Raw genomic sequence first — 6,000 nt, 5'->3', positions numbered from 1 at the left:
GTGTCTGCGGAGGCTTCGCTCGGCCGTGCACTTCTGGTGTCTGCGGAGGCTTCGCTCGGCCGTGCACTTCTGGTGTCTGCGGAGGCTTCGCTCGGCCGTGCACTTCTGGTGTCTGCGGAGGCTTCGCTCGGCCGTGCACTTCTGGTGTCTGCGGAGGCTTCGCTCGGCCGAGCACTCCTTGCGAATGCGGCGCGATCGGGTACCGTTTCGCACAGCTTCGACGAAGGTGCCGTGCACGAGGTCGGAGGACGTGTGGCGGCTCGGTGGTGGAGGGGGTTTTCGCATGCGCCTGGATGCCGACGCCATCCGGGTCAACGGTCCGGCGGACGCGGCGCCCCGGCTGTCCGCGGTGGTGACCAGGCGCCTCGCCGAGGATCCCGCGGTGCCGCCGTCTGTGACACGGACCGTGCTGCGGGCGCTGGGCGGCGCCGAGTCGGGTGATCCGGCAAGGGCATTCGGCCACTCCGGCATCTTCTTGCGCTCCATCCGGGTGCGCGGTTTCCGCGGCATCGGGCCGGAGGCGACGCTGCACCTGCCGCCCGGGCCCGGTCTCACCCTGGTGGTCGGTCGCAACGGCAGTGGGAAATCCAGTTTCGCCGAGGCCGCCGAACTGGCCCTGACCGGCGGAAATCGCCGGTGGGACGGCCGGTCGGCCGCTTGGCGCGAGGGCTGGCGCAATCTGCACGACGGCGACGCGACGCGCATCGAGCTGTCGCTGCTCACCGCGGGCGTTACGCCAAGGAGTGCTCGGCCGAGCCAAGCCTCGGCAGACACCAGGAGTGCTCGGCCGAGCGAAGCCTCGGCAGACACCAGGAGTGCTCGGCCGAGCGAAGCCTCGGCAGACACCAGGAGTGCTCGGCCGAGCGAAGCCTCGGCAGACACACAGTTGACCATCGCCAAGGAGTGGACTCCCGCCGCGGATCTGACCGACGCGCACTGGACCCAGCAGTATCCGCCCGCCCCGCCAACGGAATTCGACGTGGACCGGTGGGCGGCCCAGCTGGAGCTCTACCGCCCCTTCCTGTCCTACAGCGAACTGGGTGCCCTGGTCGACGGCAAGCCGAGCGATCTGTTCGACGCTCTACATCAGCTGCTCGGTCTCGACGAACTCACCATGGCGCAGGAGCGAATCCGAATGCGTCGGCTGGAACTGGAACGCGCCGTGCGTGATTCGCGCCAGGAACGACTGGAGCTGCTCGAGGTGCTCGCGTCGGTGGCAGACGACCGGGCGGTTCGGGTGGCGGGTCTGCTGCGCCCTGCCCAGCCGGATCTCGCCGCGATCGGGGGCGAGGTGATCGGCGCCGTCGACGACCCGGCCTGGCCGGACGGGCTCCGGGCGATCGTGCGGCTCGTGCTGCCGACCGACACCGAAGTGGAGGAAGTGGCCGCTCGCTTGGAGCACTGTGGCGAGGCGGTCGCCAAGGGCGCCACCGCCGACGCCGAGGCCGATCTGCGGGTCCTCGAGCTGTTGCGCAGGGCGCGCGATCACCGAGCGGCGAGCGGGACGTGTCCTTGCCCGATCTGCGGACGTGGCGCACTCGACGATGCCTGGGCACACGACGCCGAGGCCGCCATCGACCAGCTCGCCGCACGTGTCGACACGCTCACCACCGCGCGCGCCGAATTGGTCAGCGCCGTACAGGCGGCCCGGTCGCTGCCGGATCTCGTCCCGGCGGAATTGGAATTCGATCCGCGCAACCCGCCGTCGGTGGACACCTCCGCGGTACGCGGCGCCTGGTCCGACTGGGCCGCATTGACTACCGCCGATTACACCCCCGACCTCGCCGACCGGCTGCGCGGCGCGCACACGCGGTTGGTCGACGAACTCGATCTGCTGCAGCAGTGCACCCGCAAGGAACTCGACCGCCTCGACGAGGTGTGGGCGCCGCTGGTACCGCGGATCGCGACTTGGCTGCAAGGGGCGCGCGAGGTCGCCGCGCGTGCCGCCGAACTGCGTACGGTGAAGAAGGCCGAGGACTGGTTGAAGTCGGCGACCGCGGGCCTGCGAGGCGAGCGCATGACGCCGCTGGAGACGACGGCGCGCTGGGTGTGGCAGACGCTGCGCCAGCAGAGCAGTGTCGAACTGGGCGCGATTCGCCTGCAGGGCAATTCGGGAACCGCGCGCAGGGTGCTGCTGGATGTCACGGTGGACGAGGTGGACGGCGCCGCGCTCGGCGTGATGAGCCAGGGTGAGCTGCACGCGTTGGGGCTTTCGTTGTTTCTGCCGCGGGCCACGGTCGAGGAGAGCCCGTTCCGCTTCGTCATGATCGATGACCCGGTGCAGGCGATGGACCCGGCGAAGGTGGACGGCCTGGCGCAGGTGCTTGCCATGGTGGCATGGACCCGCCAGGTGGTGGTCTTCACCCACGACGAGCGACTCGCCGAGGCGGTGCGGCGGATGGAGCTCGACGCGACCGTGCTCGAAGTGCAGCGCCGCGACCGTTCGGTGGTCGAGGTGCGGGTGTCGAGCGATCCGGTCCGCCGCTACCTCGACGACGCCCGTGCGCTGGTGCGCACCCCGCAACTGCCCGCCGCGATCGCCGACGAACTCGTGGCCACCTGCTGTCGTTCCGCGGTCGAGGCGGCGAGCCTGGCGAGGGCACGGCGCACCCTGCTCGCCGCGGGCATGAACCACCACGAGGTCGAACGCCACATCGACGCGGCACAGTCGACCAGGGCCAAGGTCGCGCTCGCGGTGTTCGGTGTGGGCAGCAAGGTCGACGACTTGAACAAGAATCTGGTCGCGCGCGAAGGACAGTGGGTGGTGGACGCGCTGCGCGACGCGACGGCGGGTGCGCATGTGCCGATCGGGCGCACGATGCGTGAGTTGATCGGCGAGACCGAGAAATTCGTCGCGTGGCTGGCCCGGTGAGGCGCCGGTGAGCGGGCGGCGTCCGCCTACCGGCGCGCGCCGCGAACCTCGGCGCGGGCCGAAGAAGGGCTCGCGGCGGCCGCGCGCGAATCGCCCGTCGGTGGCCGAGCGGCTGGACACCGTGGATCGTCTGCTCGCCGGTTCGGTGACCGACGCGGGCGGGCTGTGGTCCCGGGCGACCGCATGGATCTTGCGGATCGCTCTGGAGCAGTCCGTCGACGAACTGTGGATGCGACTGGCGCCCGCGCTGATTCGCTGTCCGATGCGGGCACAGCTGATCGCGTTGCGGGCCTTCGCGGGACCGGAGGTGGCGGCGCGGGTCGCAGCGCTGTGGGCGGCACTGTCACGGGCCGCGCACCACCACGACTACGAACTCGCGCCGAGCGTTACCGAGCTACGGCGCTGGCGGGAGCAGACGGTCGCCCTCGCCGCGGAGCTGGCGGCCGTCGACGCGCACCGGAGCTAGCCGGGCGGTGCCCGACACGGCGGCTAGGACACCGGCTGTCGTGGTCCGCTGATGATGTGGTCGATGATCCCGTAGTCCTTCGCCTCGGCCGGCGTGAACCACCGGTCGCGGTCCCAGTCGGTCAGGATCTGCTGATGGGTCTGGCCGGTGTGCTCGGCGACCAGCCCGGCGAGTTGGCGCTTCATGAGTGCCTGCTGCTCGGCGAGGATGAGGATGTCGGCCGCGGAGCCGCCGAGCCCGGCGGAGGGTTGGTGCATGAGGATGCGGGTGTGCGCCAGCGCGTGGCGTTTGCCCGCGGTGCCGCAGGTGAGCAGAACCTGCGCCATCGAACCGGCCAAACCCATGGCGTAGGTGGCGATGTCGCAGCCCACGTAGGTCATCGTGTCGTAGATCGCCATGCCCGCGTCGACCGAGCCGCCGGGAGAGTTGATGTAGAAACTGATCTCGCGGTCCGGGTCTTCGGCGGCGAGTAACAGCAACTGTGCGCACAGCCGGTTGGCGATGTCGTCATCGACCTGCTGGCCGAGAAAGATGACGCGTTCGCGCAGGAGTCGTTCGTGTACCGAATCGTCGAAGGTGAATCCGCTGGTAGCCATGGACCGAGCGTAGGAGTTTGCCGAGCATACCGGAATGGACGTTCACCGTCAGCGAATTACGCTGTGAGCGAACGGAATTCGGTTTTCTTTTCGGGTTTGCCTGGGTATGGGCGAGCCCGGGGGAGCTGCGTCGTTCGTCCGGCGGCAAGATCGGTGGCATGAGTGAGCTCAGGTGCCCGTGTGGGCAGGGCGGGACGTTCGACGACTGCTGCGGCCCGGTGCTACGCGGGGAACGCGCCGCGGCGACGGCGGCGGCGCTGATGCGGTCGCGCTACACCGCGTTCGCGGTGGCGGACGTGGATTACCTGCTGCGGTCCTGGCATCCGCGCACCCGTCCGCCGGAAGTGGCGCTCGATCCGGCGCGGCGCTGGCTGTTCCTGGAGGTTCGCGCGGCCGAACGCGGTGGCCTGTTCGATGACACCGGCACCGTAGAGTTCGTCGCGCACTACCGGGACGCGGACGGTCGCGGCGCATTGCACGAGGTGAGCAGATTTGCCCGGTTCGAGGGCGCGTGGGTCTACCTGGACGGCACGCACAAGGCCTGACCGGTAGCGTCAGCGGGCATGGCACGCGTCGCGATCGAGTACTGCACCCAATGCCGCTGGCTGCTGCGCGCGAGCTGGATGGCGCAGGAGCTGCTGAGCACTTTCGCCACCGAGCTGGGCGAGGTCGCGCTCATTCCTGGGTCGGGCGGTGTCTTCCGGATCACTGTCGACGGCGAGCAGATCTGGGAGCGCAAAGCCGACGGTGGGTTCCCTGATATCGCGGTGCTCAAGCAGCGGGTGCGCGACCGGGTCGCTCCTGGGCGCGACCTCGGCCACGTCGACCGGCGCGACTGAAACCCGGGCCGGCCGAAGCGGAGTCAGCCGCAGCAGCCGCCACCGCAGCAGCCGCCGCCCGCTGGACGCGGCGCGGGGCTCGGCGCAGTCGCGCTGCCGCCGCCCCTGGTGACCGTGGCGAAGGTGGTCAGCAGTTTGACCGTGTCGTCGTGCCCGCTGGGGCAGGTCGCGGGTGCCGACGACTCCGCCATCGGACGGGTCATCTCGAAGGTGTCGCCGCAGCTGCGGCACCGATAGCTGTAACTCGGCATTCGCCCAGTGTAGGGCCGCGCCGCCGGGCCGTTCGGATCGGCCTGCGGTACCGGCCAGGCCCTGGTTCGTCGTTCCGGACACCGGTAACCCATCCATCGAGCTTGTCGACTTCGCAAAGGCGGGCTTGCTGGGAGCGCACCGCTGTTCTAGCCTTGAAGGCAATGAAGTCGTTGACGCCAATGGCGTCAATTGAGAAGGGCGAGTGCACATGGCCAGACTGACCGTCCGGGATCTCCCCGACGAGGTACGCGAGGCACTGCGCGTACGCGCGGCCCAGCACGGCCGCAGCACCGAGGCGGAGGTCCGGGCGATCCTCATCGAGACCGTCACGCCCGCGGCGCAGGTCAAGCTCGGGACGTTGCTGGTCGAGATCGGCAGGGAGGTGGAACTCACTGACGACGAGGTCGCCGTGCTCTCCGCCCGCGACCGCAGTCCTGCCGTCCCCCTGGAGTTCGAGTGATCGTTCTCGACACCAACGTCATCTCCGAACCGCTGCGTAAGGCACCTGACTCCCAGGTGGTCGCCTGGATCGACGCCCAGCCCCTGCACGCCCTGTACCTTTCGGCCATCACCGTGGCCGAATTGCGGTTCGGCATTGCTGCCATGCCCGCGGGCAGGCGGCGAGATACGTTGTGCGACAGGGTCGAAACCCGCGTGCTGCCCTTGTTCGCCGGGCGCGTGCTCGTCTTCGACATGACCGCCTCCGCCGCCTACGCCGAACTCATGGCCACCGCCCGCGCTACCGGGGCCGCGATCGGTACCTCCGACGGCTACATCGCGGCGACGGCGGCCGCCGCGAAGATGGCCGTGGCCACCCGCGACACCACACCGTTCCGGGCTGCTGGAGTGCCCGTCATCGACCCGTGGGCCTGAAACCGGGGCGCTGCGCGTTCTGGACATCGAGTACCTATCCGGCTCGAGGCGTAGAACGGCCACGGGTCCGGACTGGGTTCCAGGTTTCGGTAGTAACGGAAA

General features: G+C 69.6%; 8 protein-coding genes. 6 read left to right on the top strand and 2 right to left on the bottom strand.

Annotated features, from left to right (window positions below; translation table 11 throughout):
- The first annotated feature begins 283 nt into the window (after positions 1-283).
- Positions 284-2,872, top strand: a complete 2,589-nt coding sequence (locus tag AB0H00_RS17545) for an AAA family ATPase (protein WP_357267100.1) — start codon at positions 284-286, stop codon at positions 2,870-2,872.
- Between the two features lie 7 nt (positions 2,873-2,879).
- Positions 2,880-3,338: a hypothetical protein gene (locus tag AB0H00_RS17540; protein WP_357267097.1), complete on the top strand. Its 459-nt coding sequence runs from the start codon at positions 2,880-2,882 to the stop codon at positions 3,336-3,338.
- 23 nt (positions 3,339-3,361) lie between these two features.
- Here AB0H00_RS17540 and AB0H00_RS17535 read toward each other — a convergent pair whose 3' ends face one another.
- A complete protein-coding gene (locus AB0H00_RS17535) occupies positions 3,362-3,934 on the bottom strand; it encodes an ATP-dependent Clp protease proteolytic subunit (protein ID WP_357267094.1) in 573 nt (190 codons plus the stop codon).
- A gap of 158 nt (positions 3,935-4,092) precedes the next feature.
- Between AB0H00_RS17535 and AB0H00_RS17530 the strand changes: the two genes are divergently transcribed.
- Complete coding sequence (locus AB0H00_RS17530) at positions 4,093-4,479, top strand: YchJ family metal-binding protein (RefSeq protein WP_357267091.1); 387 nt, start codon at positions 4,093-4,095, stop codon at positions 4,477-4,479.
- A gap of 18 nt (positions 4,480-4,497) precedes the next feature.
- Positions 4,498-4,773: a SelT/SelW/SelH family protein gene (locus tag AB0H00_RS17525; protein ID WP_357267088.1), complete on the top strand. Its 276-nt coding sequence runs from the start codon at positions 4,498-4,500 to the stop codon at positions 4,771-4,773.
- 23 nt (positions 4,774-4,796) lie between these two features.
- Here AB0H00_RS17525 and AB0H00_RS17520 read toward each other — a convergent pair whose 3' ends face one another.
- On the bottom strand, positions 4,797-5,024 hold the full coding sequence (locus AB0H00_RS17520; protein ID WP_357267086.1) for a zinc ribbon domain-containing protein: 228 nt from the start codon (positions 5,022-5,024) through the stop codon (positions 4,797-4,799).
- A gap of 209 nt (positions 5,025-5,233) precedes the next feature.
- On the opposite strand from AB0H00_RS17520, the gene AB0H00_RS17515 reads away from it, so the two are divergent.
- Together AB0H00_RS17515 and AB0H00_RS17510 are read left to right on the top strand one after the other, a co-directional pair.
- Positions 5,234-5,485, top strand: coding sequence for an Arc family DNA-binding protein (locus tag AB0H00_RS17515; protein ID WP_357267083.1), 252 nt, complete (start codon positions 5,234-5,236; stop codon positions 5,483-5,485).
- Positions 5,482-5,898, top strand: coding sequence for a type II toxin-antitoxin system VapC family toxin (locus tag AB0H00_RS17510; RefSeq protein WP_357267080.1), 417 nt, complete (start codon positions 5,482-5,484; stop codon positions 5,896-5,898). Before AB0H00_RS17515 ends, AB0H00_RS17510 begins: the two co-directional genes overlap by 4 nt.
- Positions 5,899-6,000 lie beyond the last annotated feature (102 nt).

This window comes from Nocardia sp. NPDC023852 (assembly GCF_040639505.1).
In the GTDB taxonomy this organism is placed as follows: Bacteria; Actinomycetota; Actinomycetes; order Mycobacteriales; family Mycobacteriaceae; genus Nocardia.
Note: the sequence above shows the minus strand (reverse complement) of the source record. Positions and strands in the feature narration are given on the sequence as shown.